Raw genomic sequence first — 24880 nt, forward strand, 5'->3', positions numbered from 1 at the left:
CGCCGGCGCGTCCGGGGCGAGACGCGTCGGCCGGCACGGGCGCGTCGGCCGGGCGGTGGCCTGCGCGCCCGGGGTCATCGGGTGGCGAGGAACCGCTCGAGCTGCTCCACGACGAACGCGTGGTCCTCGGCCTGCGGCAGGCCGGAGACGCCGACCGTGCCGACGAGGCCGACGCCGGCGACGTTGACCGGGAACACGCCGCCGTGCGCCGCGTAGCGGTCGGGGTCCAGGCGCGAGTCGGCCTCGAACGTGGAGCCCTTGGCGCGGAAGCCCTCACCGACCCGGTAGGAGCTCTGCCCGTACCGGTCCACGACCCGGCTCTTGCGGTCGATCCACTCGTCGTTGTCCGCCGACGTGCCCGGCAGCGCGGCGTGGAACAGCCGCTGCCGGCCCCGCCGCACGGAGATCGTCACGGGCAGCGAGCGCTCGCGGGCGGCTTCGAGCAGGAACGCGCCCAGGGCCAGCGCGACGTCGTTGTCGAACGACGTGAACACCAGCCGGGCCTCCTGCTCGGCCAACGCCTCCAGCAGGCTCACAGCGCCACCACCTGTCCGGTCCGGGCGGAGGTGAACGCCGCCTCGATCACTTCCAGCGACCGCACGGCCGACTCGGGCTCGACCGGCAGCGGGCCGCCGTCGGTCAGCGCGGTCACCAGCAGCCGGTAGAACTCCGAGTACGCGCCGGGCAAGCCGACGACCTCCTCGGCGTCGTCCAGCAACCCCAACCGGCCGCTGGTCGACAAGTCCTCGAACGGCTTGCCGGCGGCCAGGGCGTCCTCCTGCCGGTCCAGCCCGTGCGAGACGTACGCGCCGGTCGATCCCAGCACGCGCAGCCGGGGTCCGTGGTGCGGCGCGGCGGAACTCGCCCAGAGGTGTGACCGCACGCCGTTCGTGTGCGTCAGGGCCACGAACACGTCGTCGTCCACCTCGACGCCGGCCCGCCGCCGGTCCAGCTCCGCGTAGACGGCCGACACCGGGCCGAACAGCTCCAACGCCTGGTCGACCAGGTGCGCGCCGAGGTCGTACAGCAGCCCGCCCGCCTCCTCCGGCGCGCTGTACTCCCGCCAGTTGTCCCAGACGTCGGGCACCCAGCGCTCGAACCGCGACTCGAACCGCGTCACCTCGCCCAGCGCGCCCTCGGCCAGCAGCGACCGGAGCGTGCGGAAGTCGCTGTCCCACCGCCGGTTCTGGAACACCGTCACGGGCACGTCCCGGTAGGCCGCCGCCTGGATCACCCGGCGGGCGTCGGCCGCGGACGGGGCGAAGGGCTTGTCCACGACGACCGCCAGCCCCGCCTCGACCGCCGCGAGCGCCAGCGGCACGTGCGTGCGGTTCGGCGTGGCGACCACGACGACGTCCAGGTCCAGCGCGAAGAGGTCCTCCACCGCGTGCGGCAGCGCCACGTCGGGGTAGGTGGCCCGGGCGTGCGCCCGGCGGGTCGGGTCGGCGGTGACGACGGCGCTCAGCTCCAGCCCGGGCGTCGTCGCGATCAGCGGTGCGTGGAACACCCGGCCGGCGATGCCGTAGCCGAGCAGTCCGGTGCGGAGGGGCATGTGCCGATTAAAGCAACGGTGTGTAGATAAACGCCAGGTGCGATGATGGGTCCGTGGCGAACTTGCGCTTCCTGCGGGGGTACAACGACGCGGTGGTGCTCGGGTTGGCCCGTTCCGGAGCCGTCACGAGGGTCGAGCTGGCCGACCGCAGCGGGCTCACCCCGCAGGCGGTGTCCAAGGTCGTGAGCAGGCTCATCGACGACGGCCTGCTGGTCGAGTCCGGCACCCGCAACGTCGGCGTCGGCAAGCCCCGGACCCTGCTCAAGCTGGTCGCCGACTCCCGCCTCGCGCTCGGCGCGCAGGTCGAGCGCGACGAGCTGCGGGTCGTGCTCACCGACCTCGCCGGCACCGTGCTGGACCGCGCGGTCGCGCCGCTGCCGCCCGACTTCGACCCGCCGACGTTCGTGGCCGAGCTGACCCGCCTGGTCGACGGCCTGCGCAGCGAACGGCTCCTCGGCGTCGGCATCGGGTTCGTCGGCCCGCTCGACCACCGCAGCGGCGTCGTGCACTACCCGACCGGGTTGACGGCGTGGCAGGACGTGCCGCTGCGGGCGTTGGCCGAGGAACGGCTCGGCCTGCCCGTGGTGCTCGACAAGGACACGAACACGGCGGTCGTGGCCGAGGCGTGGCGGCGGGGCGAGGAGCTGCGCGACGCGGTGCTCGTGCTCGTCGGCACGGGCCTGGGCATCGGGATGCTGCTCGACGGCCGCGTGCACCGGGGCGTGCGCACGAACGCGGGCGAGTACGGCCACACCACCCTCCAGCTCGACGGGCCGCCGTGCGTCTGCGGGCGCAGCGGGTGCATCGAGGCGCTGCACAACCTGGCCGCCTCCCGGGGCGACCTGGTCGAGGCCACGTCCGTCGTGGGCGTCGCCGTGGCCGACCTGGTGCAGCTGCTCGACATCGACCACGTGGTGCTGGCCGGTCGCGCGGTCCTCGCCGAACCCACCGCGTACCTCGAGGGCGTGCGCGCCCGGCTGCCCAAGGACGAGTGGCTGCCGGTGGACGTGTCGATCACCCCGCTGGGTGATGACGTGGTCGCGGCGGGGGCGGCCATGCTCGTGCTGAGCGAGTTCTACGGGCGTCCGCGCTGACCACCGGCCGCCCCGATTGGACATGCCCTGCTCACGGGCACTCGGGCGGGTGATTCACTGTGCGGCATGTATGCGCTCCGGTACGCCGTCGGCACCGACCCCGGCCTGCGCCGTGAAGCGAACGAGGACTCCGTGTACTTCAGCGAACGCCTGTTCGCCGTCGCCGACGGCATGGGCGGGCACGCGTACGGCGAAGTGGCGAGTTCGATCGCGGTGGCGGTGCTGGCCGACCTCGACGTGGAGGCCGACGACCCGCTCGGCGAGCTGGCGGGCGCGGCGCGGGAGATCGCCATCCGGCTGACCGACCTGGCCGAGGAGAACTTCGACATGCGCGGCATGGGCACCACGCTCACCGCGCTGGTCTGGGACGGCGAGCGGTTCGCGGTCGGGCACATCGGCGACTCGCGCTGCTACGTCATCCGCGCGGGCGTGCTGACCCAGGTCACCCGCGACCACACCATGGTGCAGGCGCTGGTGGACGACGGCCGGATGGCCGCCGAGCAGGCCGCCGAGCACCCCGGCCGGTCCATGCTCATGCGCGCGTTGCAGGCGGGCAGCGCGCACGACCCCGACCTGTTCTTCCAGCAGGTCGAGGCGGGCGACCGGTACCTGATCTGCTCGGACGGGCTGTCGGACGTGGTGAGCGCGGCCGAGATCGCCGAGCTGCTGACGGCCGACCCGGACGGCGACCAGACCGTGCGGGCGCTGATCGCGGCGGCCAACGCGCGCGGCGGCCCGGACAACATCACCTGCGTCGTGATCGACGTGCTGCCCGCGGGCTAGGGCCGTCCCCGGTCACGGCGGTGGCGTGACGCCCAGCAGGTCGCGCAGCGCCGTCTCGCCCGCCGGGGTGAGCCGCACGGCGCGGCCCGTGCCGATCCCGCGCACCCAGCCGCGCTCGCGCAGGTGGGCGCACACGTGCGCGCCCGCCGCGCCCGCCAGGTGGGAGCGGCGCTCGGTCCAGTCCAGGCACGCCCTGGCCAGCGGGCGGCGGCTCGGCGGCGGTGCGAAGGCCAGTTCCGCCGTCAGCCACGCCAGGCCGTCGTCGGTGACGGCCAGGTCGCCGGTGAGCAGCCCGCGGGCCGTCATGGCGTCGGTGATGGCCACGCCCAGCCGCCCGGCCAGGTGGTCGTAGCACGTCCGGCCCCGGCGCAACGCCTCGGTGGCGGTGGCCGCGGCCAGGGTCGGCCTCGGCGGGTCGGTCGGGCCGAGGTAGGCGAGCAGGTCCTCCAGCAGGCGGGCCTGCCGCGGGCCGGCGAGCCGCACGTAGCGGTGGCGGCCCTGGCGGTGCTCGACCAGCAGGCCGCCCGCGACCAGGCGGGTCAGGTGCTCGCTGGCCGTGGACGGCGCGACGTCGGCCGCCCGGGCCAGCTCGCCCGACGTCCACGCCCGGCCGTCCAGCAGCGCGAGCAGGAACCGGGCGCGGCTGCGGTCGGCCAGCAGCGCGGCCAGGGTCGCCAGGTCGTCCGCCGCCACCCGGCCATTGTGCGCCGCGGACGGTTCGGCGTGCGCCGAAGTGACGGCGGCCTACGGTCGCGGCATGGACGTCTTGGCGGATCCGACTTACGTGGTCCCACCCGTGCCCGCGGCGGCGAGCGGGGTGGCCTGGTTGCGGGCGGGGGTGGCGCGGTTCAGCGAGGGGGCGGACCACGTGCGGCGGCGGGCGCTGGTCGCGCGGGTGCTGGACGGGGTGGACCCCGGGTCGTTGCGGCGGCCCGGCGACCCGGTGGCGGTGCTGGCCGAGGCGATGGGGCTGCCCCGGGCCGTCGCGCCGGACGTCACCGCGGTGGCCGCGTGCTACCAGCCGCACGTGCCCGTCACCGCGGCGGCGGACGCGGCGGTGGCTCGGCTCGTGGCGGCCTGCGGCGGGGTGTGGGACGAGGGGACGGCGAACCGGATCGGGGTGCTGGTGCAGGCCGGTGCGGCGACCCGGGCGCTGATCGCGGGGGTCGAACCCCCGGTGCCCGTGACGCGGCGGGTCGGGCCGGACGGGTCGGAGGTGGAGGTCGACCTGCGTGACGCGTGGTTCGGCGCGGGGCGGCACGCGTGCCCCGGGCGGGAGCACGCGCTCGCGCTGGTGGAGGGGTCGCGGGCGTTCCACCGGTTGCACGAGGACTTCCTGGTGCTGCCGAACGCGTGGGACTTCGCGTCGGCGGCGGCGTTCGTGCGGGCGGGGTTCGCGGCGGTGGGTACGACCAGCCTCGGGGTGGCGGTCGCGCACGGGCTGCCCGACGCGGCGGGGGTGGCGGGGGAGGAGACGGTGGCGTTGGCGCGGCTGCTGGTGCGGCTGCCCGTGCCGGTGACGGTGGACGTGGAGGCCGGGTTCGGCGGGGACCCGGGGGAGCTGGCGGCGCGGTTGTGGGAGCTGGGGGTCGCGGGGGTGAACGTGGAGGACGGGCGGGGCGCGGGTCTGGCGGAGCCGGCTGCGCAGGCGCGGGTCGTGCGCGCGATGAAGAGGGCCGCGCCGGGGTTGTTCGTGAACGCCCGCGTGGACACGCACTGGCTGGGGGTGGACCGGGCGTCGACCCTCGTGCGCGCGGCGGCTTACGTGGAGGCGGGGGCGGACGGCGTGTTCGTCCCGGGGTTGCGGGAGGAGGCCGGGATCGCCGCCGCGGTCGCGGCGGTCCCCGTGCCGCTGAACGTGCTGCCGGACCTGCCCGTGCCGACGTTGCGGGACCTGGGCGTGCGGCGGGTGAGCACGGGCTCGCTCCCGTTCCGCGCCGCCCTGTCCGCCGCCGTGCGCACCGCCGCCGCCGTCCGCGCCGGCACCCCGCCCCCGCCGGACCTCCCCACCTACCAGGAGACCAACCACCTCCCCCTCGAGAGTCCAACGCCCAAGCGTCGAGAGTCCTACGTTCAGGACACGTGAGTTCAACGCTGAGCGTTCAACTCACGCATCGCGAACGTAGGACTCTCGCGCGGTGAACGTAGGACTCTCGCGGGTCAGTTGGGGTTGGTGGCGTGGGTCAGGGTTTCCCAGGCGACGAACAGGCGGTCGGTGCCGGCCGGGCGTTGGCGCTCGGTCAGGGCCTGGGTGTTCGTCATGGCGATGCCCAGGCGGGTGTTGAGGGCGTTGAACGCGACCTCCGTGGTCGGGCCGAGGGCCTGGGTGCGGGTGCCGCCGCACAGCCAGCTCGGCATCGGCTCCAGCTGGTACCGGGAGTGCAGGCCGTACGCGTGCCGCAACCGCTCGCTCACCTCGCCCCACAGGTCCTGGCCCTGGTGGTGGGTCGTCTCGGCGATGTGCGCGGCGGCGGCCAGGCCGTAACCGGTGTGGGTGAAGTCGCGGCACGTCTCCTGCGACACCCCGTTCACGAACGTCGTCTGCCCGTGCCAGTACGAGATGATCTCGTCCGGGGTGTCGATGCCGCTGCCGGGCGGCGTTCTCGGCAGCGCGCCGTCCGTGGTCAGGTAGACGTACGCGGGCAGCCGGGTGCGGAAGGTCGAGACCGCCCGGTCGTACGTGGCCCGGTCCTCCAGGAACACCGAGATCCCGAGCGCCGCCTCCATCATGGACAGCTCCCAGTTGCCGTTCGTCGCCGGCCGCCCGCCGACGACCTCCGGCAGGTACACGTCGCGCAGCATGGTGGCGAACCGGTCGGCGTTCGGCCAGTTCCCGCGCACGTGCTTGATGATCTCCGCCGCGCGCGGCCACGACGACCCGGCCCACGCGGTCTGCAGCGGCGCGTTGCTGTTGGTGTGGTCGCGGATCGTCGCCGACCACGCGTCCATGATCTCGATCGCCTTCGCGGCGTAGCGGTCGTCCCGCGTCACGTACCACGCCAACGACAACGTGTACGCGGCCAACGCGTCCTCGCGCTCGTCGGTGCACCCGTAGTTGGGGTTGGAGTACGACCCGCACTCCACCACGGCACGCGGTTTCGGCACCCGCGACAGCGACGCGAACGGGTGCGCCAGCATCTGGTCGTACGCGCCGCGCCACGGCTGCGCGCCCGCGTTCACCTTGGCCCGCACGAAGTCCAGTTGCCCCTTGCTCACCAGCACCCCGGGGTGGGTGAACGTGGCGGGCGCCGCCGTCGACTGCGCCGGCACCACCACCAAGCCGACCGCCACCACGATGGCGGTGAAGACCGATTTCCCAACCATGCCACGGAGTTTGTGTGGTCTGGACCACAGCCGTCAACAACGTTCACGCTGGTGAAACGACCGCGCCGTCCGGTCCCGGCCGGGTGCGTTCCCGGCCGGGAACAGGAGGCGGAACGCGGGCACCGAGGCGGCCGGGCCGGGCGGGGAGCGTCAACCGGAGCGCGCGGTTGAGGCTGGGCCGGTTGAGGTTGGGCCGCACCCGGCCCGACCGCCGCGCGAGCTACCCGGCGACCGGCGACGACTCCACCTCCGACGTCGTCCGCCGCCGCCGCGACCGGGCGCTCAGCACCGCGTCCACCACCAGGAACGCCAGCAGGCTCAGCCCGAGCAGCGGGAGGAACCAGCCGATGGCCGCGGCCACCACGAGCACCACGACGAGCTGCGCCCGCGGCACCTTGCGCCACTGGCCGCGCGGCACCGGCCGGCCGAAGCCGGCCGTGGGCCTGCGCAGCCACCAGATCCGGTAGCCGAGGACCACGAGCGCCACCAGACCGAGGCCGATCGCCAGCATCAGCAGCTGGTTGGGCCAGCCGAACAGCACGCCCATGTGGACGTCGATGCCCCACCGGGCGAGCTTCGCCGCGAACGGGTAGTCGGCGAACCGCACCTCGTCGACCACCTCGCCGCCGTTGACGGACACCGCGTCGACCTGGGTCGGCCAGGAGCGGTCGATCTCGGTGACGTTCCACGCCATGCCGGCCATCGGCGGCACGGTGATCTCGATGAGCCCCGCGTCGATGCCCGCCGAGCGGGCGGTCGCCAGCACGGAGTCCACCTGGCCGGGCGAGGGCGGGATGGGGTTGGTCATGTCGTGCCCGGCGTGGTCGCCGCCGCCCTCCAGGGCGGGCGTCGACCAGTTGAGCGCCTGCCGCAGGTCGGCGACGTTCTCACCGGCGTAGGCGGACCAGGTCAGGCCGGTGGCGGACAGGAACAGCGCGCCGACGAGCACGGTCAGCCCGACGGTGGCGTGCCGGCGGGTGGTCGGCCTGGTGCGCTGGGCGCGGCGGCGGCTGAACCACAGGAACACGCCGCCCAGCGCCACCACCCACAGCCAGGACGCGGCCAGCTCGCTGTAGAGCCGGCCGGGTTCGCCGAGCAGCAGGTTGCGGTGGATCGAGTCGATCGTGGTGCGCAGCGGCAGCACGCCGCTGGTGCCGTAGGTCATCAGCTCGCCGACCACGGTCCCGTCGGCCGGGTTGACGAACACGGTCGGCCGGGCGTCGCCGTCGGCGGCGAAGAGCACGCGGGTCGTCGCGCCCGGTTCGGGCGCGGGCCGGATGGCGGCGGGCACGTCACCCGGTCGGCTGGCCATGGCCGCCTTGACCTGCTCCGACAGCGGCACGGACGACGTGGCGGCCGGCACCCGCAGGTGGTCGGAGTACAGCCACGACTCCAGTTGCGGCGTCGCGGCGTAGAGCACGCCGGTGAGGGCGGCGATGAGCACGAACGGGCCGACGAGCACGCCGGCGTAGAAGTGGAAGCGCAGCACGAGGCCGCGCCAGGACTCGGTCATGGGGACAACTCCTGGGTACGGGGGGATGCCACCGGTCCCGGCGGACGCGGGACGGTGGTCGGGGAGCGCGGGTACCTAGGAGCGGGGCGGGCCGCGACGGGGGAGCGCGCGGCGGCGCAGCACCTCCGAGAGGGGCTGCTGCGGGTGGGCGGCGATCGGGATGCGCAGGGGCGCGAACGCGGGCGGCGGGGCCAGCCGGCGCGGCAGCACGGCCGCCACGACGGCGGCCAGCCGGAACACGGCCCGCTCGAAGCCGGTGAGGGCGACCACGACGACCACCGTGGCCACGAGGTGGGTCAGCAGCGCGGGCGGCGCGGGCATCACCTCGCGCGGCTCCCGCGACAGCACGGCGAGGAACACGTGCGCGGCGACCTGCACCACGCCGACCAGCCCGAGCAGCTCGGCGAACCCGAGCTGCCGGTCGGTCAGCGGCACGCACGTCCACGCGATGGCCAGCGCGAACACCAGCACGTGGGGCAGCGACGGCAGGTGGCCGCCGGCGCTCGCGTGGGCGAGCACGGCCAGCAGGCCGGTGGACAGGCCGACCGCGCCGCAGCGCAGGGCGCGCGCGGCTCCTCGGGTCGGCGTCGGTGCCACGCTTCCGGAGCGTAGCGGCCCGTCCGGGGCTGAAGAAGAACGAATGTTCGGCGACCGGCGACGGGTTCGCCGGACTCCGTTGTCCGGGCGACCCTATTCGCCGTTGCCCACCACACGTCGGGTGGAATGTTTCCGACCGAGTTGGAATATCGCCGGTCAGTTGTACGGCATCCCACCGAACGGGCTGGTGGAGACCTGCGCGGCGGTCGTGAAGACCGCGATCAGCAGGGCGGCGACGAGCACTCGGGCGATTCGCATGCGTTCTCCAGTGGACGGGTCGGGGGAATTTCGGCGATTACCCTGGCAGCCCTCGGACCGGTGTGCGGCGAAATCGGTGTGAACAATCCGGTAACTGGTTGACGACCAGGTAAATTGCGACGCAATGTAACATCTTGTTAACCGGGAGTTAGCGCCGTATTCTCGCGGTGTGCGCGCCGTCACAGTGCGTCTCGCGGGCCGCGAGCGCGAGCTGGACCGCCTCCTGGGGTTGGTGGACGACCTGTCCCAGGGGCGGGGCGCCGCGCTGCTCGTGGAGGGCGAGCCGGGCATCGGCAAGACGGCGCTGGTCCGCGCGGCCTGCGACGCCGCGGCGGCCCGCGGGTTCCGGGTGTGCCGGGGCGCGGGCGACGAGCTGGGCCGCCCCCTCCCGCTGCTGCCGCTGCTCGACGCGCTCGCCGTGGCCCGGTCCGAGAGCGCCGCCGTCACCGCCGAGCGCCTGCTGGCCCGCGTGGACGACCTGTGCGCCATCGGCCCGGTGGTGCTGGTGCTGGACGACCTGCAGTGGGCGGACGAGGCCAGCGTCGCGGTGTGGCGGCGGCTGGCCGGTCTCGTGCCGCAGCTGCCCCTGCTGCTGGTCGGCGTGCTGCGACCGCTGCCGCGCCGCGACGACCTGGCCGTGCTGCGCAAGGGCGTGGCCCGGCTGCCGCTCGCGCGCCTGGCGCCCTCCGCCGTCGCCGAACTGGTCGGGCGGTTGGCGGGCGGCACGCCCGACGACGGGCTGGCGCGGCTGGCCGAGGACGCCGGCGGCAACCCCCTCTACCTGGTCGAGCTGGTCGAGGCGCTGCTGCGCGGCTCGGCGGTCGTCGTGGACGCCGGCGTGGCCCGGCTGGTCGCGGCGGGTGTGCCGCCGTCGCTGTCGGCCGCGATCGCCGACCGCATCGGCTTCCTCGGCGCGGACGTGCGGCGCGTGCTCGTGGCCGCCGCGCTGCTGGGCGTGGACTTCCCGGTCGCCGACCTGGCCGCCGTGCTCGGCGTGCGCGTGGTCGAGCTGCTGCCCGCGCTGCAGGAGGCGACCGTGGCCGGCGTGCTGGTGGACGGCACGGCCGGCCTGTCGTTCCGGCACCCGCTGGTGCGCACCGCGCTGTACGACGAGGTGCCCGAGGCGGCCCGCGGCGCGTGGCACGTCGAGGCGGCGCGGGCGCTGGCCGACACGGGCGCGGGCGTCGACCGGGTGACCCGGCAGCTCCTCGCGGCCGACGACCGGGTGCCCGACTGGGTGACGGACTGGCTCGTCCAGCACGGCTCGGTGCTCGTCGCCCACGCGCCCGAGGCCGCCGTGGACCTGTTCGGCCGGGTCGTGGTCGCGCCGAACGCGGGCGCGCGGCGCGGTGTGCTGCTGGCGCACCTGGCGGAGGCGCGGTTCCGGCTGGGCGACCACCACGGCGCGGAGGCCGTCGCGCTGGCCGGGCTGGAGCACGGCACGCTCGTGGACCTGCACTGGACGCTGGCGCAGTGCCGCAGCATGACCGGGCGGTCGGCGGAGACGTTGGTGGAGGTGCAGCGCGCGCTCGCCGCGCCGGACGTCACGGCGGTGGACCGGGCCAGGCTGCTGGTGCTGGCCGCCCGCGCGCACTGGGACGTCGGCGGGCTGGACGACGCCGAACGGCTCGCGCAGGCCGCGCTGGTCGGCGGCGACCGGTGGGCCACGAGCTGGGCGCTGCACGTGCGCACCATCGTGGCGATGGCCCGGGGCCGGATGGCCGAGGCGCTGCCGCTGTTCGACCGGGCGCTCGCCGTGGCCATGGGCGAACCGGCCACGTCGGACCTCAGGCTGCTGCTCCAGATCAACCAGGCCGTGACCCTGGGCGAGCTGGACCGCGGCGCGGAGGCCATCTCGTCCGCCCAGGTGGTCCGGCACGCGGCCGACCAGGTCGGCAACCTCGTGCGGCTCGCGCAGGCGCAGAGCGCGCTCGGGCAGCTCCTGCTGGACGCCGGCCGGTGGGACGAGGCGCTGGTCGACGTCGACCTGCTGGCCGACGACCTGAAGCACCCGATGGTGTCGCGCTGCGACCACGGCGTGGCGGCGCTGATCCACCTGCACCGCGGTGACGCGGCCGGCGCGCGGCGGCACCTCGACGCGGCGGGCACCGGGCTGGAAGGGCACGTGATCGGGCCGTTGGCGCTGGCCGTGAGCCTGTCTTCGGAGCAGGCCGGGCGGGTGCGCGAGGCGTGGTCGGTGCTGACCGGCTGGGACTGCGCGGAAGACCTGCTGCCGGACTTCGTGCGGCTGGCCGTCGAGCTGGGCGAGGACGCCTCCGCCGCCGTCGCGCACGCCGAGGCGCTGGCCGCCGAGCCCGCCGTGCCGCACCGGCGCGCGTCCGCCGCGTACTGCCGGGCGCTGGTGGCCGCCGACCCGGTCGGCCTGCTGCACGCGGCCGAGGAGTACCGGGTGGCGGGCCGGCCGCTGTACCGGGCCAAGGCGCTGGCGGCGGCCGCGGAGCTGTTCGCCTCGGCCGGCGACCGCACGTCGGCGCGGGCCGCGCTGAGCCACGCCGTGGACGTGCACGCCGAGCTGGGCGCGGACTGGGACTCGACCCGGCTGCTGGCGCGGTTGCGCGAGCACGGCATCCGGCGCGGCCCGCACGCCAAGCACCGGCGGGCCACGCACGGGTGGGAGAGCCTGACCCCGATGGAGCTGAAGGTCACCGAGCTGGTCGTGGCCGGCCTGTCGAACCGGCAGATCGGGGAACGGCTGTTCCTGTCCGGCCGCACGGTCGCCACGCACGTCTCGCACGTGCTGGCGAAGCTGGGCGTCCGCTCCCGCACCGACATCGCCCGCGAGGGCATCAGGCGGCTGGGCGCGTCGGGCTGACCGGTACCGGTGCGGACTACGTGGTCGCGAGCCCCGGGAAGCACTCGCGGACCCAGGTGGCGTACGCGCGCGGCGGCCGACCCAGGATCGCGGCCACGTCGTCGGACAGCACCGAACCGCCACCCTCGCGCACCGCCCGCGCGCCCTCGGCATAGGCAGGCGGCAGCGCGTCCGGCGGGACGTCCGCGGTGGACAGCGGGCGGCCGAGGACGTCGGCCAGCACGGCCACCTGCTCGGGCACGTCCAGCAGTTCCGGGCCGGTGAGCGTGTACGTGCCGCCGTGGTCGCCGAGCAGCGCCGCCACCGCCACCTCGGCCAGGTCGCGCGGGTCCACGACGCCGAGCCGGGCGGTGCCCGTCGGGTTCGGGATCGGCTCGCCCGCGGCGATCAGCGGAGCCCACTGCGCCGAGTTCGACGCGAACAGGCTCGCGCGCAGCACCGCCCACGCGGGGAACGCGCGGACGCCCTCCTCACCCGGCCCGTGCCACCGGGCGACCGGGCCGACGGGGATCGAGGACAGCTTCACCACCTTCGCCACCCCCGCCCGCCGGGCCGCGTCCAGCACGGCCGACTCGTAGGCGGGCAGGTCGGCGGTGCCCGGACCGACCAGGTACAGCCCGGACACGCCCTCCAGCGCCCGGTCCAGCGACGCCGGGTCGGTGTGGTCGCCGCGCACCTGGTCGCCGGTCGGCGTGCGGGACATGGCGCGGAACGCGACGCCGCGGTCGTCGAGGAGGCGGACGACTTCGCGGCCGGTGGTGCCGGTGGCACCCGTGATCAGCAACATGGGACGAGTCTCGGCCCCGCGGGGCGGGAAGGTCTTGGACGTTTCGGCGGTTGTCGTCGGACGTGGAGCAGCGCTTGCGGCCGTGGGTGGCCGGCATCGGCACCCAGCGGTTCGAGGGTGGGAGGTTCGTCCACGCACCGGACACGGCCACCACGCTGGTGCTGTGCACGGCGTCGGAGGGCGCGTTCGTGGTGGGCCCGCGCGACCGGGCCCGCTACACGGCCGGTCAACGGGCGCGGCGGACCGTCGTGCGGCTGACGCCGGGCCGGGCGCAGGCGGTGCTGGACGTGCCGGTGGACGAGCTGGCCGGCCGGGTCGTGCCGCTGGGCGAGCTGTGGGGCCGCCCGATCGGTGACGAGGAGGCGTTGCGGTCGGCGCTGCTGAGCCGGCTCGCGGCCACCGACCCGAGGCACTCCGACCTGGTGCACGCGGCGGCACGGCTGCTGCGCGCGCGGGGCGTCGCGGAGACGGCGCGGGCGCTGGACGTGAGCGAGCGGCACCTGCGGACGCTGTTCACCAGGGCGGTCGGGCTGTCGCCCAAGCGGTACGCGCGGGTGGACCGGGTGCGGCGGGTCGTGGCGCGGGGCGGTCGCGGCGGGTGGGCCCGCCTCGCGGCCGAGCTGGGCTACTACGACCAGGCCCACCTGACCCGCGAGTTCCGGGCCGCGATGGGCGTGCCGCCGGGCGCGTACCTGGCGGGGGACCTGCCCGCGGCGACGTACTGCTAGCGGTCGCGGGCGGAAAACGGCGTCACGCGGCCAGCCGTTCGACGACGCCGGCCAGCCCTTCGCGGACGATCGACGGGTCGCCCCGGTCGAGGCCGAAGGTGACGTGGTGCCACGGGCCGAGCCGGTGCCAGGTCAGCGCGCGGGCCCGCTCGTCCCCGGTCACGCCGTACGCCTCGGCCAGGTCGTCGGCGAACGCGCGCGGGGTGCCGTGCAGCGCCCACGCCAGGTCGATCGCCGGGTCGCCGACGTGCGCGTCACCGAAGTCGATCACGCCCGTCAGCGCGTCGCCGTCGGTCAGGACGTGCTCCGGTCCCAGGTCGCCGTGCACGAGCGCGTCGCCGGTCAGCCGCCGCCCCGCCGCGAGCAGCGCCCGCGCGGCCGGGTGCAGCTCGGCGGGCAGCAGCGGCAGCACCTCCGCCTCGAACCGCGCCGGGCCGTCGCCCGGCGGCCGGGTCGGCACCCCGAGGCGCACCGCCTCGTCGGCCGGGCAGTCGTGCAGGGCGCGGAGGAACGACCCCAGCTCGCGCCCGTGCGCGGGGTGGGTCAGGGGCTCGCCGGGCACCAGGGCGTGCCGCACCGCGAACGGCTCCTCGGACACCACCTCGGGCACCGGCACGGGCAGCGGCAGGCGGGGCGCGAGCCACGGCATCAGCCGGGTCTCCCGGCGCAGCTGGGGCACCACGTCGGGACGCCTCGGCCGCCGCACGACCCACCGGCCGGCCACCAGGCGCGCCACGCTGTCCCACCCGCCGCCGAGCTCGTGGTCCTCCTCCCGCACCGCCAACCTCCTCACCCGGCACCGCAGGCGGCGGCGCGGTCCAGCAGCAGCCCGCGCTCCCGCTCGTTGCGGGTCAGGCCGGCCGCGCGCTCGAACTCCGCCCGCGCCTCGGCGTGCCTGCCCACCTTGGCCAGCAGGTCGCCGCGCACGCTCGGCAGCAGGTGGTAGCCCCGCAGCGCGGGCTCGTCCGCCAGCTCATCCACCAGTTCCAGCCCGACCTCGGGCCCGAACGCCATCCCGATCGCCACCGCGTGGTTCAGCTCCACGATCGGCGAGGGCGCGACCAGCGACAACGCCTCGTACAGGCCGGCGATCCGGGTCCAGTCGGTGTCCTCCGGCACGCGGGCCCGCGCGTGGCACGCGGCGATGGCCGCCTGCAACGCGTACGGCCCGCCCGCGCCGCCCAGCGACTCGGCCCGCGCCAGCGCCGCCAGGCCCCGGCGGATCAGCAGCTGGTCCCAGCGGGCCCGGTTCTGCTCCAGCAGCAGCACGGGCTCGCCGTTCGGTCCCGTGCGCGCCCTGGTCCGGGACGCCTGGATCTCCAGCAGCGCCACCAGCCCGTGCACCTCGGGCTCCCGGGGCATCAGCCCGGCCAGCACGCGGGCCAGCCGCAGCGCGTCCTCGCACAGCGCGGGGCGCATCCAGTCGTCGCCCGCGGTGGCCGAGTAGCCCTCGTTGAAGATGAGGTAGACGACGCCCAGCACGGACGCCAGCCGGGCGGGCCGCTCGTCCTCGGCCGGCACCTCGAACGGCACGCCGGCCTTCGCCAGCGCCTTCTTCGCCCGCACGATCCGCTGCGCGACGGTGGCCTCGGGCACCAGGAACGCGCGGGCGATCTCGTCGGTGCCCAGACCGCCGAGCACGCGCAGGGTCAGCGCCACCCGCGCCTCGGTCGACAGCACCGGGTGGCACGCGGTGAACACCAGGCGCAGCAGGTCGTCGTCGATCTCACCGACGGTGGCGGCGGCGTCCGCGACGTGGAAGTCCCCGCTGTCCCGGCCGATCTGCTCCAGCTTGAGCCGGTAGTTCCGCTCGCGCCGGAACCGGTCCACGGCCCGGTTCTTCGCCGCGGTCATCAGCCACGCGCCCGGGTTGCGCGGCACGCCGTGCTCCGGCCACTGCTCCAGGGCCGTGACCAGGGCCTCCTGGGCCAGCTCCTCGGCGAGGCCGACGTCGCGGACCACCCGGGCGAGCCCCGCGACCAGGCGGGCCGACTCGATCCGCCACACCGCCTCGACCGCGCGACGCGCGTCGGTAGCCATCACGACCGGGATCAGATCAGCTACCGACGCGCGTCGGCAAGCGGCGCGGTGGGCTCAGGCGCGCGACTCCTGCCGCGCCCGCAGCTCGCGCTCGCGGTCCTTCAACTCCTCGGAGGCGTTGACGAAGTCGTCCTCGCCGAAGACCTGCCGGATCTCGATCTGGGACTCGTCACCGGTCGGGTTCGGCACCCGCTTCACCCACTCGACGGCCTCCTCCAGCGACTTCACCTCGATCAGCCAGAAGCCGGCGATCAGCTCCTTGGTCTCGGTGAACGGACCGTCGACCACGGTGCGCTTGTCGCCGGAGAAGTAGACGCGCGCACCCCGGGAGCTGGGGTGCAGGCCCTCACCGGCGAGCAGCACACCCGCCTTGACCAGCTCCTCGTTGAACGCGGCCATCTCGTTGAGCTGCTCCGCGGTCGGCTGCACGCCGCGCTCGGTGTCCTCCGTCGCCTTCACGATCACCATGAAACGCATCTCGATCTCCCTGTCGGTCCGTTCGTCCGGCCCATCCTGACCGTCACCGACGCGACGATCGACCGGGGGCCGGGATCGACACCGCGGACCGATTCCTCCGAAGATTTTTTCGCGGGCCCCGGCCGGCGCGATCACGTGATGGGCGAGCCGCCGGTGACGCCGATGACCTCGCCGGTGATGTAGCTGGACTCCGCCGAGGCGAGGAAGACGTACAGCGGGGCGAGTTCGGCGGGCTGCCCGGCGCGGCCCATCGGCGCCTGCTCGCCGAAGCTCTCCACCTTCTCCGGCGGCATGGTGGCCGGGATGAGCGGCGTCCACACCGGACCGGGCGCGACGGAGTTCACCCGGATCTCGCGGTCGACCAGGTTCTGCGCCAGGCCCTTGGTGAAGTTCACGATCGCGGCCTTGCTGGTGGCGTAGTCCAGGAGCTGCGGGGAGGGCTGGAAGCCCTGGATGGACGACGTGGTGATGATCGCGGAGCCCTCGGGCATGTGCGGCACGGCCGCCTTGCACAGCCAGAACATCGCGTACACGTTGGTCTTCATGACCCGGTCGAACTGCTCGGTGGTGATGTCGAGCAGGCCCTCGTCCTGCGACATCTGGTAGGCGGCGTTGCTGACCAGGACGTCGATCCCGCCGAACTCCTCGACCGCGCGGGCCACGACGCTCGCGCACTGCGACTCCTCGACCAGGTCGCCCGGCACGGTGACCGCCTTGCGCCCGGCCTCCTCGATCAGCCGCGCGGTGTCACGGGCGTCCTTCTCCTCCTCGGGCAGGTAGGAGATGAGCACGTCCGCGCCCTCCCGGGCGAACGCCAGCGCGACCGCGCGGCCGATGCCGGAGTCGCCGCCGGTGATGACGGCCCGCTTGTCGGTGAGCCGTCCCGTGCCGCGGTAGGTCTGCTCACCGTGGTCGGGGGTGGGGTGGACGTCGTCGGTCAACCCGGGGTGCTTGATGGGGGTCTCGGCCATGCCCGCAGGGTGCCCAGGCCGGTGCGACCTGAACACGCGACGGGGCACGCCTCCGGGTGGAGGCGTGCCCACGGGCGGGTGGTGGTCCGGCGGGGTCAGCGGCGCAGGGCGCGACGCAGCGTGAACGCCCCCGGGCCGAGGACGGCGAGCAGCAGGAACACCCAGCTGTAGACGGCGGCCAACTCGCCCCCGTTGTGCATCGGCAGCAGGGCCTGCGGCTGGTGGACGGTGAAGTAGGCGTAGGCCATGACGCCGGACAGCAGGAACGCGGCCGGGCGTGCGGCCACGCCCACCAGGACCAGGGCCGCGCCGACCAGTTCGAGCACGCTGCCGTACCAGCCCGGCCACGAGCCGAACGGGACGGCGCCGCCCCGGCCGTCGACGCCGCCGAGGAAGCCGAGGCCCTGCAGGCCGTGCAGGCCGAACAGGAACGACGCGACGACGCGGAACGCGGCGAGCACCACGTCGTTCCGCTTGGCGGTGGCGTCCTGGGTGGCGGTGCGGGCGTCGGTCGTGGTGGTCATCTCGGGCTCCCCTTCTCGGTGGTGTCACCCGGAGGACGAACGGGAGCCCGGCCGGATCGACACGTCCTCCGAACTTCTTCCCACGAAGTCGAGCCGGAGGGTGAACCGGCCGGTCGGAGCCGGCAGGGGTTGGCCGCGGCGGAAGAAGCGGACCCGGCGGGGGTCGGCCGCCTCGGCGCGCATGGCCGCCAGGTCGGCCTCGGTCGGGGCGCGGGCGATCGACGGGCCGGGGCGGTGGTCCGGCGGCGGTGGCGGCGGGTGCTCCTCGTCGGGCAGGGCCGGTCGGTCGACCCGGCACGCGACCAGGCCGTCGGTGTCGGGGACGTCCAGCGGGAACACCGGCGGGGGCCAGGAGTAGGCGAGGTCGTCGGGCACGTCGGGGAACAGGGGGCGGTAGTGGTCCGGGTCCTTGCGCAGGAGGGCGGAGCGGTGGCTGCGGTGCAGCTCCTCGTCGCCGAGCCAGGGCGGGAGGAGCCCCTCGGCCAGGCACCACGACCAGGTCGGCTCCCGGCCGCCGGTGAAGTCGAGGAGGGCGGCGCGCGTGCCGTCCCGGTGGCCGCGGCGGCGCCACTCGTCGCAGACGGCCACGCCGTAGGCGACCAGCGCGGGCGTGAACCCGCGCCACATCCGCACCGCCGGGTGCCGCTTCCAGCCGTAGGCGGGCCAGACCAGGGCGCGCAGGATCTGGAGGGTCTCCACGCGCTGCTTGCCCAGCCGCCGCGAGTCCAGCACGGCGGCGCTGCGGGCGAACGTGACGCAGGGGAGGAACGTCTGCACCCCAGCGGCCTACCCCGGGTGCGGGCGGTCAAGCGCGCGGACGGCAACAGACCGGTGGGCTGTTAACCTGCGGCCGTGGAGTTCCAGCGCGCCCGGCGACCCGACCAGGTGGAGCAGCGGCGGCGCGCGATCCTCGACGTGGCGGGCGCGATGCTGCGGGAGCGGCGCGTCGCCGAGGTCAGCCTGCGGGAGCTGAGCCACCGGGTCGGCCTGGCCAAGTCGAACGTGCTGCGGTACTTCGACAGCCGGGAGGCGATCTTCCTGGAGCTGCTCGACCGGGAGTGGGACGCCTGGCTGGACGAGCTGGCGGAGGGGCTGCCGGCGACGGGCGCGGAGGGGGTGGCGACGGCGGTGGCGACGTCGCTGCTGGCCCGGTCGTCGCTGTGCGAGCTGGTCAGCGGGATGGCGGGGGTGCTGGAGCGCAACGTCGGCGTCGACTTCGCGCGGGCGTTCAAACGGCGGGCGAACGCGCGCACGGCCCGGTTGGCCGACCTCGTGCGGGCCCGCGTGCCGGTGCTCGACGAGGCGGCGGCGCGGCACTTCGCCGGCGCGGTGCTGGTGATGACGGCCGGCCTGTGGCCGCACGCGAACCCGACCCCGGCGGTCGCGCAGGCGGTGCGGGATCTGGGCGGGCCGCCGGCGGACGAGCTGGTGCGCTCCGGGTTGGTGGAGGGCCTGGTGAACCAGCTGGCCGGGTTGGTCGCCCGAGCGGGGGGCGCGCGGCCCTAGGGTCGTGGTCGTGAAGGCACTCGTGGTTCGCGGTGGTTGGGCCGGGCACTCGCCGGTGGAGGCCACCGAGCTGTTCCTGCCGTTCCTGCGGTCGTCCGGGTTCGCGGTCGACGTGGCGGAGTCGCTGGAGGTCTACGACGACCGCCTCGGCTCGTACGACCTGATCGTCCAGTGCTGGAGCGACGGCGTGCTGACCGACGACCGGTTCGCGTGCCTGGAGGCGGCGGTGCTGGGCGGGACGGGGCTCGCCGGGTGGCACGGGGGCCTGGTGGACGCGTTCCGCCACTCCCGGGGGTACCTGCGGATGGTCGGTGGCCAGTTCGTCGCCCACCCGGGTGATTTCGTGGACCACCGGGTGGAGATCACCTCGACGCACCCGATCGTGGCCGGGATCGAGGGGTTCGACCTGCGGACCGAGCAGTACTGGGTGCTGACGGACGCGCTCAACGACGTGCACGCGACCACGACGTTCGCCGGCGCGGAGCCGTGGCACGCGCCGCTGACCGTGCCCGCCGTGTGGACCCGCCGCTGGGGCGCGGGCCGCGTCTTCGCGTGCACGATCGGCCACCACCCGTCCGACCTGGCCGCCCAGCCGGTCCGCACCCTGGTCGAACGGGGCCTGCTCTGGTCCGCCCGCCGCTGACCCCGTGTGTCGAACCCCCAGCCCCCGTGTGTCGAACGCTCACGCCCACCGTGTCGAACGCTCGCGACCCCCGAGTTCGACGTTCAGGTCGGGAACGCCGGTGGGACGGGTCGACGTCCGGTACCCGAGCGTTCGACACGGGGGTCACGAGCGTTCGACACACGGGACCTGGAGGTTCGACACACGGGACCTGAGCGTTCGACACACGGGGGTGGGGGGCGACGCACGGGAGGGGTCAGGGGCGGGTGGTGATCAGGGTGGTGATGCCGTCGATCAGGCGGTCCAGGCCGAAGGCGTAGGCGTGTTCCGGGTTGTGGGCGGAGCGGTGCGCCCGACCCGCGGCCGAGCCCACGCGGGCGGCGACCGGGTAGCGGGCCGGGTCGACCACCTCGGCCACCAGCGGGCCGACCCGGCGCCACCACTCCTCGTCGGTCAGGCCCGTGCGCCGCACCGCGCGGTCCGCCTCGACCCGGCGGCGGGCGACCCCCTCGACGTGCGTCTGCACGAGCGTGATCACGGCGTCCATCTCGACGTCGGTCAGCCCGATGCCCTCCAGCACGCCCAGCTCGCGCTCGTACTTGGCCATCGTGTGCGGCCCGAGCGGCGGGCGGCCGGTGAACACCTGCAACACCCACGGGTGCCGCACGCACAGGTCCCAGTTGACCCGCGCGACCCGCCGCAGCCCTTCCTGCCACGGCAGGCCGGCGGGCACGTCGAGCCGCTCCACCGCCTCCCCGTACACCGTGTCGAGCATGGCCTCCACCAGGTCGTCCCGCGACGCCACGTAGGTGTAGAGCGACATCGTGCCCACGCCCAACGCCTCCGCGACCCGCCGCATGGACAGGGCCGCCAGGTCCTGGTCGCCGTCCGCGATGCCGATGGCCGCCTCCACCACCCGCGCGGTGGTCAGGGTGTGCCGGGGCCCGCGCCGCGGTGGCTGCCGGGTGCCCCACAGCGTGGCGATCGTGCGTGCCGGGTCCCCGCTGCCACTGCTTCCCGTGTCGGCCATGCGCCCATCATAAGAACGTCATTCCGTACGTCGTACGGAAAATCGGTGGTCGACACCGCAGCCGTCCGCAGGCGTTGAGGCGGCGGCGGTGTTCGCGCGTCACCCGCCCGAGGCGGGCAGGGCGGCGGGCTCGGAGTCGGCCAGGTTCTCCGGCAGCCGCAGGCCCTCGTGCAGCGGCACCAGCTCGGACTGCAGCACGAGCGCCGCGCCGCCGATCGCGGACGCCGTGGCGGCCGAGCGGGACAGCCGCACGTCCACGCCGTGCGCGGCGCGGGAGAAGAACGTGCGGTCCAGCTCGTCGCGCACCACGGGCAGGTAGACGGAGCCCGCGATGGCGAAGCTGGGCCCGGTCAGCACCAGCACGTCCAGGTCCATGACGTTCGCCAGCGTCCGGGCCGCCACGGCGATGTAGCGCGCGGACCGCTCCAGGATCGCCAGCGCCGCCGGCTCGCCCCGCCGCGCCGCCCGGCTCACCGCGGCGAAGTCCGACGACACCGACCGCGCCCGCCCGGTCAGGCCCGCCGACCCGGCCAGCGCGGTGTCCGCGCGGGCCGCCGCGACCACGGCCGCGGGCCCCGCCAGCGCCTCCACGCACCCCCGCGCGCCGCACCAGCACCGCGGCCCGTTCGCGTCGACGCAGATGTGCCCGATCTCCCCGGCGTTGCCGCTGGTGCCGCGGTAGGTGATGCCGTTGATGATCAGCCCCGCGCCGATGCCCGTGCCCATGTACAGCGCGGCGGAGACGGCCGTACCGCCGATGCCGCCCGACCAGTGCTCGCCCAGCGCCGCCGCCGTGGCGTCGTTGTCCAGCACGACCGGCAGGCCCGTGGCCCGCTCCAGCTCCTGGTCGAGCGGGAAGTCCTCCCACTTGCGCATGGCCGGCGGGGTGAGGCCCATGCCGGTGTCGGAGCTGAGCGGTCCGGGGGAGACCAGGCCGAGCCCCAGCACGCGCTGGTGCTCGACGCCGACGCCGTCGATCAACGCCTTGACCTCGGCCGCCATCCGCCCCACGACGGTGCGCGGCTCGGCCGCGCCGGCACCGGCCCTGGAGATGCGCGCCACCACCGACCCGCCGAGGTCGGTCAGCACGTACGTGATGCCCGCGTGGTCGAGGTGCACGCCCACGGCGTAGCGGGAGGAGTGGTTGAGCTGGAGCAGCACCCGGCGCTTGCCGCCGGTCGACTCGGCGCGCCCGGTCTCCACGACCAGTCCCTCGTCGATGAGCTTGCGGACGACGGTCGAGATGGTGGCGCCGGTGAAGCCGGTGGCGTTGATGAGGCCGACGCGGCTGATGGTGCCCGCCGCGCGGATGACGTCGAGCACCGCGGACTTGCTGCTCGCGTGGTGCGTCGCCCGCGCCGGTCCGCTCACGTGGTCCCCCGCGTCCGTCTTAGTTCGTTCGTTGGACGAAGGGTAGCAACTTGGCCGGCAGATGACGCCGAGGTGTTGACTTCGTTTCTTCGATGACTTAACAATCTGCCTCAACGCGGGACCGCGGCCGGTCTCGGGCCACGAGAGGAAACGACGATGTTCCTGAAGGCAAGGCGCTCCTCGCGGGCGCGCAGGGCGGCGGCCGGGCTGGCCGCGGTCGCCGTGCTCGCGACGGCGTGCGGCGGATCGGCGTCGGGCGGCGACGCGAACAAGGACACTCTGGTCGTCTACACCGGCCAGTCCGGTGACTGGCAGCTGAACTTCAACCCGTTCTCGCCCACCACGCTCGAGGGCCCGGGCACCATCTTCGAGCCGCTGTTCTTCTTCAACAACATCCGCGACGTGGAACCTCGGCCGCGGCTGGGCAAGAGCTTCACCTGGAACGCCGACGGCACCCGACTCGACGTCGAGCTGCGCGACGACGCCAAGTGGACCGACGGTCAGAGGTTCACCGCCAAGGACGTCGTCTTCACCCTCGACATGATCACCAAGAACCCGGCCATGAACGGCACGGGCTACAAGGGCGTCGCCACCGCCGTGGACGACACCCACGTGTCGATCGAGTTCCCCGAGCCGTCCTTCATGGAGGGCCCGCAGGTCCTGGGCCGGGTGTGGATGGTGCCCGAGCACAAGTGGAAGGACATCGCGACCCCGGCGACCGACGTCGTCAAGGAGCCCGTGGGCACCGGCCCGTTCCTGCTGGAGGAGTTCAAGGCCCAGGCGTTCACGCTCAAGGCCAACCCCGACTACCACTCCGGCGAGCCCGCGCTGAAGAAGGTCCGCTACCTCGCCCTGTCGGGCAACCAGTCCGGTGAGGCCGCGCTGAAGGCCGGGCAGATCGACTGGCAGACCGGCCCGGTCCCGGACATCGCCGATGTCGAGAAGAACTACCCCGGCTACCGGGCGATCACCGTCCCGATGAACCAGGTCGCCCTCTTCACCTGCTCCAACGCGGCGCTGGGCTGCCAGGGCCCGCAGACCGACGCGGCCGTGCGCAAGGCGATCTACTACGGCATCAACCGCACCCAGATCAACTCGCTGGCCTTCGAGAACACCGCGGGCGAGGTCTCGCCGGGCGCGGCCCTCGTGGAGCGGGACAAGGCGCAGATCTCCGGCAAGCTCAAGGAGAAGACCGCGCCGATGCAGCCGGACGTGGCCAAGGCGGCGCAACTGCTGGAGGGCGCGGGCTACACCAAGGGCGGCGACGGCATCTACCAGAAGGACGGCAAGCCGCTGGCGCTGACGCTGAAGGTCGTGGCCGGCTGGACCGACTACATCACCGCCGTCGACACGATGACGCAGCAGCTCCAGCAGGTCGGCATCAAGATCACCGCGCAGCAGCTGTCCTGGAACGAGTGGTCCGACGCGCGCGGCCGCGGCGAGTTCGAGCTGCTGATCGACTCCCTGAACCAGGGCCCGGCGCCCGACCCGTTCTACAACGCCTCCTACTTCTTCAGCACCGCCACCACGGCCAAGGTCGGCGAGGTCGCGAACCCGAACTTCGCCCGCTTCTCCAACCCCGACGTGGACGCGGCGCTCGCCGCGCTGAAGGGCATCGACCCCGAGGACGACGCCGCCCGCCGGCCGTACTTCGACACCATCCAGACCGAGATCGAGGAGTCGATCCCCTACATCCCGGTCCTGACCGGCGGCACCACCAGCGAGTTCAACGCCAAGAAGTTCACCGGCTGGCCCACCGAGGAGGACCTCTACGCGTTCCCGGCCGTCTGGGCGCGCCCCGAGCACTCCGAGATCTACCTGAAGCTCAAGCCGACCGGGCAGTGAACGACCGAGTGAGGCGATAGGCGGACCGATGAGGTACTACGCCCGAAAGTTCGCGTTCTACCTGGTCGCCCTCTGGGCGGCGCTGACGCTGAACTTCTTCATCCCGAGGCTGATGCCGGGCAACCCGGTGGACATCCTCATGGCGAAGCTCGCCCAGCGGGGCGGCACCGTGGACCCGTCGGCCCGCAGGGCGTACGAACTGCTGCTCGGCACGAACAGCGGCGAGTCGCTCGCCCGGCAGTACCTGTCCTACCTGGGCAACATGGTCCGGGGTGACCTCGGCATCTCCGTCAGCGCGTTCCCCGCGCCGGTGTCGCGGATCATCTCGGAAGCCCTGCCCTGGACCCTGGTGCTCGTCGGCATCGCGACGTTCCTGTCGTTCGCCCTCGGCATCGTCCTGGGCGCGTTCGTCGGCTGGCGGCGCGGCACCTGGCTGGACGGCCTGGTGCCCGCCACCACCGTGCTCGCCGCCGTGCCGTACTTCTGGCTGGCGCTGATCCTGGTCGCGCTGCTGTCCTCCGCCTGGGGCTGGTTCCCGTTGCAGGGCGGCTACGACGTGGTCCTGTCACCGGGTTGGAACGCCGACTTCATCGGCTCGGCGATCCACTACGGCACGCTGCCCGCGTTGACGATCGTCATCTCCTCGGTCGGCGGCTGGCTGCTGGGCATGCGGAACATGATGGTGTCGGCCACCGCCGAGGACTACGTGCTCACGGCCAGGGCCAAGGGGCTGCGCGACTCCCGGATCATGATCAGGTACGCGGCGCGCAACGCCGTGCTGCCGTCCGTGGCCGGGTTCGCGATCTCGCTCGGGTTCGTGGTGGCCGGCTCCATCATCACCGAGCAGGTCTTCTCCTACCCCGGCATCGGCTCGAAGCTCCTGCAGGCCGTGCAGAACAACGACTACGCCCTGATGCAGGGCATCTTCCTGGTCATCACGGTCGCCGTCCTCGGCGCGAACCTCGTGATCGACCTGCTCTACGCCGTCATCGACCCGCGCACCCGGGCGAGCGGCTGAGAAGGGG

Annotated in this window: 24 protein-coding genes; 9 read left to right on the forward strand and 15 right to left on the reverse strand. The window is 74.2% G+C overall.

The genetic code is table 11. From position 1 onward, the window contains the following. Positions 1–74: 74 nt before the first annotated feature. Positions 75–536, reverse strand: coding sequence for a heme-degrading domain-containing protein (locus ACIGNX_RS22870; protein WP_396542706.1), 462 nt, complete (start codon positions 534–536; stop codon positions 75–77). Next, positions 533–1552 carry a Gfo/Idh/MocA family oxidoreductase gene (locus ACIGNX_RS22875; protein WP_396542707.1) on the reverse strand — a complete coding sequence of 340 codons (1020 nt, stop codon included), beginning with the start codon at positions 1550–1552 and terminating at the stop codon, positions 533–535. The genes ACIGNX_RS22870 and ACIGNX_RS22875 overlap by 4 nt, the downstream gene beginning before the upstream one ends. A gap of 53 nt (positions 1553–1605) precedes the next feature. Between ACIGNX_RS22875 and ACIGNX_RS22880 the strand changes: the two genes are divergently transcribed. Beyond that, positions 1606–2646 (forward strand): ROK family protein, encoded by a 1041-nt coding sequence (locus tag ACIGNX_RS22880; RefSeq protein ID WP_396542708.1) that lies wholly within the window; start codon positions 1606–1608, stop codon positions 2644–2646. Between the two features lie 66 nt (positions 2647–2712). Next, positions 2713–3429, forward strand: a complete 717-nt coding sequence (locus tag ACIGNX_RS22885) for a PP2C family protein-serine/threonine phosphatase (RefSeq protein ID WP_396542709.1) — start codon at positions 2713–2715, stop codon at positions 3427–3429. 12 nt (positions 3430–3441) lie between these two features. Here ACIGNX_RS22885 and ACIGNX_RS22890 read toward each other — a convergent pair whose 3' ends face one another. Then, complete coding sequence (locus tag ACIGNX_RS22890; RefSeq protein ID WP_396542710.1) at positions 3442–4122, reverse strand: ArsR/SmtB family transcription factor; 681 nt, start codon at positions 4120–4122, stop codon at positions 3442–3444. Between the two features lie 64 nt (positions 4123–4186). On the opposite strand from ACIGNX_RS22890, the gene ACIGNX_RS22895 reads away from it, so the two are divergent. After that, positions 4187–5515: an isocitrate lyase/phosphoenolpyruvate mutase family protein gene (locus ACIGNX_RS22895; protein WP_396542711.1), complete on the forward strand. Its 1329-nt coding sequence runs from the start codon at positions 4187–4189 to the stop codon at positions 5513–5515. 74 nt (positions 5516–5589) lie between these two features. Here the strand turns inward: ACIGNX_RS22895 and ACIGNX_RS22900 are convergent, their stop codons facing one another. From ACIGNX_RS22900 to ACIGNX_RS22910, 3 genes are all read right to left on the reverse strand, one after another. Further along, positions 5590–6753, reverse strand: a complete 1164-nt coding sequence (locus ACIGNX_RS22900; RefSeq protein WP_396542712.1) for an alginate lyase family protein — start codon at positions 6751–6753, stop codon at positions 5590–5592. 220 nt (positions 6754–6973) lie between these two features. After that, positions 6974–8266, reverse strand: a complete 1293-nt coding sequence (locus tag ACIGNX_RS22905; RefSeq protein WP_396542713.1) for a PepSY-associated TM helix domain-containing protein — start codon at positions 8264–8266, stop codon at positions 6974–6976. 75 nt (positions 8267–8341) lie between these two features. After that, complete coding sequence (locus ACIGNX_RS22910; RefSeq protein WP_396542714.1) at positions 8342–8863, reverse strand: hypothetical protein; 522 nt, start codon at positions 8861–8863, stop codon at positions 8342–8344. Positions 8864–9290: 427 nt separating this feature from the next. Between ACIGNX_RS22910 and ACIGNX_RS22915 the strand changes: the two genes are divergently transcribed. Beyond that, the gene (locus ACIGNX_RS22915; protein WP_396542715.1) at positions 9291–11954 is read left to right on the forward strand and encodes an ATP-binding protein; all 2664 of its coding nucleotides are present in this window, start codon (positions 9291–9293) and stop codon (positions 11952–11954) included. Positions 11955–11970: 16 nt separating this feature from the next. On the opposite strand, the gene ACIGNX_RS22920 is transcribed toward ACIGNX_RS22915, so the two are convergent. Then, positions 11971–12741, reverse strand: a complete 771-nt coding sequence (locus tag ACIGNX_RS22920) for an NAD(P)H-binding protein (RefSeq protein WP_396542716.1) — start codon at positions 12739–12741, stop codon at positions 11971–11973. Positions 12742–12791: 50 nt separating this feature from the next. On the opposite strand from ACIGNX_RS22920, the gene ACIGNX_RS22925 reads away from it, so the two are divergent. Continuing rightward, positions 12792–13469 carry a helix-turn-helix domain-containing protein gene (locus tag ACIGNX_RS22925; protein WP_396542717.1) on the forward strand — a complete coding sequence of 226 codons (678 nt, stop codon included), beginning with the start codon at positions 12792–12794 and terminating at the stop codon, positions 13467–13469. Between the two features lie 22 nt (positions 13470–13491). Here the strand turns inward: ACIGNX_RS22925 and ACIGNX_RS22930 are convergent, their stop codons facing one another. The 6 genes from ACIGNX_RS22930 to ACIGNX_RS22955 form a co-directional block, all read right to left on the reverse strand. Then, a complete protein-coding gene (locus ACIGNX_RS22930) occupies positions 13492–14247 on the reverse strand; it encodes an aminoglycoside phosphotransferase family protein (RefSeq protein ID WP_396542718.1) in 756 nt (251 codons plus the stop codon). A gap of 11 nt (positions 14248–14258) precedes the next feature. Further along, positions 14259–15509, reverse strand: coding sequence for an RNA polymerase sigma factor (locus ACIGNX_RS22935; RefSeq protein WP_396542719.1), 1251 nt, complete (start codon positions 15507–15509; stop codon positions 14259–14261). A 54-nt stretch (positions 15510–15563) separates the two neighbouring features. Continuing rightward, positions 15564–15986, reverse strand: a complete 423-nt coding sequence (locus ACIGNX_RS22940; protein ID WP_396542720.1) for a YciI family protein — start codon at positions 15984–15986, stop codon at positions 15564–15566. Positions 15987–16117: 131 nt separating this feature from the next. Beyond that, positions 16118–16957, reverse strand: coding sequence for an SDR family oxidoreductase (locus tag ACIGNX_RS22945; protein WP_396542721.1), 840 nt, complete (start codon positions 16955–16957; stop codon positions 16118–16120). Positions 16958–17052: 95 nt separating this feature from the next. Beyond that, positions 17053–17481, reverse strand: a complete 429-nt coding sequence (locus ACIGNX_RS22950; RefSeq protein ID WP_396542722.1) for a DoxX family protein — start codon at positions 17479–17481, stop codon at positions 17053–17055. 24 nt (positions 17482–17505) lie between these two features. Then, positions 17506–18258: an MSMEG_6728 family protein gene (locus tag ACIGNX_RS22955; protein WP_396542723.1), complete on the reverse strand. Its 753-nt coding sequence runs from the start codon at positions 18256–18258 to the stop codon at positions 17506–17508. 75 nt (positions 18259–18333) lie between these two features. Between ACIGNX_RS22955 and ACIGNX_RS22960 the strand changes: the two genes are divergently transcribed. Then, positions 18334–18987, forward strand: a complete 654-nt coding sequence (locus ACIGNX_RS22960; protein ID WP_396542724.1) for a TetR family transcriptional regulator — start codon at positions 18334–18336, stop codon at positions 18985–18987. Between the two features lie 10 nt (positions 18988–18997). Next, a complete protein-coding gene (locus ACIGNX_RS22965) occupies positions 18998–19630 on the forward strand; it encodes a ThuA domain-containing protein (RefSeq protein ID WP_396542725.1) in 633 nt (210 codons plus the stop codon). A 235-nt stretch (positions 19631–19865) separates the two neighbouring features. Here ACIGNX_RS22965 and ACIGNX_RS22970 read toward each other — a convergent pair whose 3' ends face one another. Together ACIGNX_RS22970 and ACIGNX_RS22975 are read right to left on the reverse strand one after the other, a co-directional pair. Further along, positions 19866–20639 carry a TetR/AcrR family transcriptional regulator gene (locus ACIGNX_RS22970; protein WP_396542726.1) on the reverse strand — a complete coding sequence of 258 codons (774 nt, stop codon included), beginning with the start codon at positions 20637–20639 and terminating at the stop codon, positions 19866–19868. Positions 20640–20738: 99 nt separating this feature from the next. Next, a complete protein-coding gene (locus ACIGNX_RS22975) occupies positions 20739–22010 on the reverse strand; it encodes an ROK family protein (protein WP_396542727.1) in 1272 nt (423 codons plus the stop codon). 156 nt (positions 22011–22166) lie between these two features. On the opposite strand from ACIGNX_RS22975, the gene ACIGNX_RS22980 reads away from it, so the two are divergent. Both ACIGNX_RS22980 and ACIGNX_RS22985 read left to right on the forward strand, forming a co-directional pair. Then, complete coding sequence (locus tag ACIGNX_RS22980; protein WP_396542728.1) at positions 22167–23855, forward strand: ABC transporter substrate-binding protein; 1689 nt, start codon at positions 22167–22169, stop codon at positions 23853–23855. A 28-nt stretch (positions 23856–23883) separates the two neighbouring features. Continuing rightward, positions 23884–24873 carry an ABC transporter permease gene (locus ACIGNX_RS22985; protein ID WP_396542729.1) on the forward strand — a complete coding sequence of 330 codons (990 nt, stop codon included), beginning with the start codon at positions 23884–23886 and terminating at the stop codon, positions 24871–24873. The last annotated feature ends 7 nt before the right edge of the window (positions 24874–24880 follow it).

It is taken from the genome of Actinosynnema sp. NPDC053489 (assembly GCF_044544865.1).
Lineage (GTDB): Bacteria > Actinomycetota > Actinomycetes > Mycobacteriales > Pseudonocardiaceae > Actinosynnema.

Excerpts from the sequence above, each read along its gene's own strand:
- ACIGNX_RS22875 (WP_396542707.1), bottom strand. The coding sequence starts at position 1,552 with ATGCCCCTCCGCACCGGACTGCTCGGCTACGGCATCGCCGGCCGGGTG.
- ACIGNX_RS22885 (WP_396542709.1), top strand. The coding sequence starts at position 2,713 with ATGTATGCGCTCCGGTACGCCGTCGGCACCGACCCCGGCCTGCGCCGT.
- ACIGNX_RS22895 (WP_396542711.1), top strand. The coding sequence starts at position 4,187 with ATGGACGTCTTGGCGGATCCGACTTACGTGGTCCCACCCGTGCCCGCG.
- ACIGNX_RS22900 (WP_396542712.1), bottom strand. The coding sequence starts at position 6,753 with ATGGTTGGGAAATCGGTCTTCACCGCCATCGTGGTGGCGGTCGGCTTG.
- ACIGNX_RS22905 (WP_396542713.1), bottom strand. The coding sequence starts at position 8,266 with ATGACCGAGTCCTGGCGCGGCCTCGTGCTGCGCTTCCACTTCTACGCC.
- ACIGNX_RS22920 (WP_396542716.1), bottom strand. The coding sequence starts at position 12,741 with ATGTTGCTGATCACGGGTGCCACCGGCACCACCGGCCGCGAAGTCGTC.
- ACIGNX_RS22935 (WP_396542719.1), bottom strand. The coding sequence starts at position 15,509 with ATGGCTACCGACGCGCGTCGCGCGGTCGAGGCGGTGTGGCGGATCGAG.
- ACIGNX_RS22940 (WP_396542720.1), bottom strand. The coding sequence starts at position 15,986 with ATGCGTTTCATGGTGATCGTGAAGGCGACGGAGGACACCGAGCGCGGC.
- ACIGNX_RS22945 (WP_396542721.1), bottom strand. The coding sequence starts at position 16,957 with ATGGCCGAGACCCCCATCAAGCACCCCGGGTTGACCGACGACGTCCAC.
- ACIGNX_RS22950 (WP_396542722.1), bottom strand. The coding sequence starts at position 17,481 with ATGACCACCACGACCGACGCCCGCACCGCCACCCAGGACGCCACCGCC.
- ACIGNX_RS22970 (WP_396542726.1), bottom strand. The coding sequence starts at position 20,639 with ATGGCCGACACGGGAAGCAGTGGCAGCGGGGACCCGGCACGCACGATC.
- ACIGNX_RS22980 (WP_396542728.1), top strand. The coding sequence starts at position 22,167 with ATGTTCCTGAAGGCAAGGCGCTCCTCGCGGGCGCGCAGGGCGGCGGCC.
- ACIGNX_RS22985 (WP_396542729.1), top strand. The coding sequence starts at position 23,884 with ATGAGGTACTACGCCCGAAAGTTCGCGTTCTACCTGGTCGCCCTCTGG.